Genomic DNA, 2,358 nt, shown 5'->3' on the forward strand with positions numbered 1-2,358 from the left:
CCCCGCGCGCCGGTGCCAGCCGACGCTCCGCCCGCCGCGCCAGCGCCCCGGACACGACGGGCACCGCGACCCCCGCCACCAGCAGCCCCGCCGCCAGCACCGCCCCGGCCTCGGGGAGCATCCAGGTGAGGAAGCCCACCGAGGCCGCACCGACGGTCAGCGCGGTGCCTACGGGCAGCAGCCAGCGCAGGAAGTAGTCCTGGACGGCGTCCACATCGGCCACCAGCCGGGAGAGCAGATCGCCGCGGCGCGTCCGGCCGAGCCCCGCGGGCGTCAGCCGCTCCAGCCGCCGGTAGACGGCGACCCGCAGCTCGGCCAGCACGCGCAGCACGGCGTCATGCGAGACCAGGCGCTCGGCGTAGCGGAAGACGGCCCGGCCGATCCCGAACGCCCGGGTCGCGGTGACCGCCACCATCAGATACAGCACGGGCGGCTGCTGCGCGGCCCGGGAGATCAGCCACCCGGAGACGGCCATCAGCCCGACCGCGCTCAGCAGGGCGAGGCTCCCGAGCAGCAGCGCCAGCCCGAACCGCCCCCGCCCACCACGCGCGGCGCCCCGCACCCGCGCCAACGCGCCCCGGCGCGGACGTGCGGCCGAGCTACGCGACACGGCCACGCCGTACGACGCGCCCGGGCCACCCGACGCACTCAGGCCGTCCGGCACGGCGGAACCACCCGGCACGGCCAAGCCACCCGGCACGGCCAAGCCATCCGGCGTGGCGGAACCACCCAGCACGGCGGAGCCATCAGGCGTGGCCAGGCCCGTGCCGTCCGGCCCGTGCCGTATCCCGTCCAGCCGCCCACCGACTCCGGCGTCCGCCATCGGCTCATGCGCGGCGGGCGTCCGCCCCACGCCCAAGGCCGCGCCCGTCGTCCCCTGCTCCACGCCCAAGGCCGCGCCCGCCGTCACCTCATGCGCGCCACCGGCTTCGGCGGCCCGTGGCCACTCCGCTCCCGCGGCCGCCTCCGGCGTGGAATCCCGCGCCCCCGCGCGCGGGCGCCCGTCCGCGCACGCGAAGCCCACCGCCGACGCGCCCCGATCCACGGAGAGCGGGGACAACCCACCAGAACCGGCGGCCCCGGAGCCGGGCCGCGCCTCCGCGCCCGCGCCGGGCACGGATCCGCGCGCCTCGGCACCCGGAGCCCTGTCCGCATACGCGACGGACCGGCGGACGCCATCCCCCTCGGAGCCGGACCGGAGTGCGACGGTCGGCCCCGGGCGGACGCCGCCCGCCGCCGCCACGCGCCCGACCGCGGGCAGGACGGCCAGCCCCCCAGGGGCAGCAACCCCAGAGCCCCGCCCCCCACCCCAACCCGCCCCCGGCAAACGCAACACCCGGTCCGCCAGCGGCAGCAGCGCCGGGCGGTGGACCACCAGCAGCACCGTGCGGCCCTCGGCCAGCCGTCGTACCGCCTCGACGACCGACGCCTCCGTCTCACCGTCCAGATTGGCCGTCGGCTCGTCCAGCAGCAGCACCGGCCGGTCGGCCAGGAAGGCGCGCGCCAGGGCGATCCGCTGCCGCTGGCCCGCGGAGAGCCCGGCGCCCATCTCGCCGAGCCGGGATTCGATCCCGTCCGGCAGCGCGGAGACGAAGCGCAGCGCGTCCGCGTCCCGCAGGGCGGCCCGTACCGCCGCGTCATCGGCGTCCGGCCGGGCCAGCCGGACGTTCTCCGCGATCGTCCCGGCGAAGAGATACGGGCGCTGGGGCACCCAGGCGATCTGGCGCCGCCAGCTCTCCGGGTCCAGCGCGGCCAGGTCGCGGCCCCCGATCAGGACCCGGCCCTCGTCCGGCGCCGCGAAGCCCAGTACGGCGTTCAGCAGCGTCGACTTCCCGGCACCGCTGGGGCCGACTACGGCGACCGTCTCCCCCGGGCGGATCTCGTACGAGGTCCGGGCGAGGGACGGTTCGCCGCGTCCGGGGTGGCGGACCACCAGCCCGTCCAGCGTGAGCGCGGCGCTCCGGGCATCGGGAGCCGGCACACCGCCGATGTTCGAGGGCTCGCGCTCCAGCACCGCGAACACCTCGTCCGCCGCCGCCAGCCCCTCCGCCGCCGCGTGGTACTGCGCGCCCACCTGCCGCAGTGGCAGGTACGCCTCGGGGGCGAGCACCAGCACCACCAGCCCGGTGAAGAGATCCATCTCGCCGTGCACCAGCCGCATGCCGATGTCGACCGCGACCAGGGCGACCGACACGGTGGAGAGCAGTTCCAGGGCCAGGGAGGACAGAAAGGCCAGCCGCAGTGTCTTGAGCGTGGCCCGCCGGTAGTCGGAGGTGATCGCGCGGATCGAGTCGGCCTGGGCCTTCGCCCGGCCGAAGACCTTGAGGGTCGGCAGTCCGGCGACGACATCGAGGAAAT

General features: G+C 77.0%; 1 protein-coding gene. It reads right to left on the bottom strand.

The features are described 5' to 3' along the window. The coding region (gene cydD / locus KN815_RS42670) for a thiol reductant ABC exporter subunit CydD (RefSeq protein ID WP_216347144.1) at window positions 1–2,358 on the bottom strand (2,358 nt) is incomplete at both ends.

This window comes from Streptomyces niphimycinicus, from assembly GCF_018883605.1.
Taxonomy (GTDB): Bacteria; Actinomycetota; Actinomycetes; order Streptomycetales; family Streptomycetaceae; genus Streptomyces; species Streptomyces niphimycinicus.